Source organism: Pseudomonas sp. P5_B2 (assembly GCF_056400445.1).
Genome location: NZ_JBFULH010000983.1, coordinates 1 through 1,205, shown reverse-complemented (window position 1 = coordinate 1,205; position 1,205 = coordinate 1). Strand labels below are relative to the sequence as shown.

The following is a 1,205-nucleotide window of genomic DNA, read 5'->3' as shown; positions in this document are numbered from 1 at the left end:
GACATGGGAAGAAGCCTTTGCCGGGCATGGTTTGGATCCAGTTTCCGCGTGCCACTCCTTTAGGTTGCTGCGGCCCAAAGTAGACCGTCGTCGTCCCGTCAGCGTTTGGCTCCGCAGCCGGTGATGGGAAGCTTTGGCTGCCGGAGCGCGGATACCGCTGTGGTGTGTCGAGCATCGACCGAGTCATGTTGTCGTAAAGCGTGAACGACCAGAATTTTTCTGCGGGGATGTCCTTCGGCAGGCTGACCTTGTAGGTCTTGGCGCCATCGAAGTAGTTATTCTGAGCGTCGACCATAGTCCACAAATACGTCGAACCAGCGCCGGGTAGTCGCATGGCCATCGCGGGTGTGATGCCGGTGACGCCGTAGAAGAAGGCTGAACGCGCATCCAGTTGGCGGTAGCCGGTCGCAGGGAAAGGCTTCACTCCCTCCGGCGTGATCTGCGGAATCGGCGTTTCAAACTCGTGGCCAGTGGCGAACAGCATGTTCTGCCAATTCGCATTATCGTAGTAATACCATGACTTATCGCGCGGACTCATGAACAGGCTGCGTGACGTCGCGTTGGCTACCACCAGCGCTTCCATGAGAATCTTCTTCATTCGCGCATCAGGTGCAAAAGGCTTGCCCTTAATGATCCCGATGGCGGCGATTGGCCCCATCAACTCGGGGTCGAGGCTGGTGGCCGGTTCCTGCTGCACGATCTCGTTCAACATTTCGAAATATGAAAAGTCGTTCGGCGGAATGGTGTTCATCACCTTGCCGCTGCCTTCATGGAACGCGGTCGGCGGTGGCGGGGTGACCGCGCTAAGCTTGGCCTTGCCCGTCAAGAACTCGGCGATCGGTGTCCCGACACCGCCAGCCTTGTAGGGATAGACCTTGGTGGTTTTCTTGATCTGTTCGACCACCGGCTTGGGATCGTTGCCGTTCTCGATGAACGCGCGCGCGAACCAAACGCCGTGTGTGGTCTTGGAGTGGGCGACGTTGAACTCCCCTTCTGGCAATGGGCCTTCGTAGTCCGGCGGCACGATTAGATATTTCCCTCCTTGGCCGCGATCAGGGCCTGGCACGCCAATGTCGATAATCCAGCGGAACCAAGCATCCTGGACGGTGCCGAGGACTCCCGGCGGGACTTCCACCACCATCGGCCCCTTCGAGAGATCGAAACCGGAGATGATATAGATCGTGTCCGCGTTGGGCGTCAGGAAC

1 protein-coding gene is annotated in these 1,205 nt (G+C 58.5%); it reads right to left on the bottom strand.

Annotated features, from left to right (window positions below):
* A partial coding sequence (locus AC1DRJ_RS28515) for a DUF1254 domain-containing protein (protein ID WP_477805085.1) occupies positions 1 to 1,205 on the bottom strand: 1,205 nt, incomplete at both ends.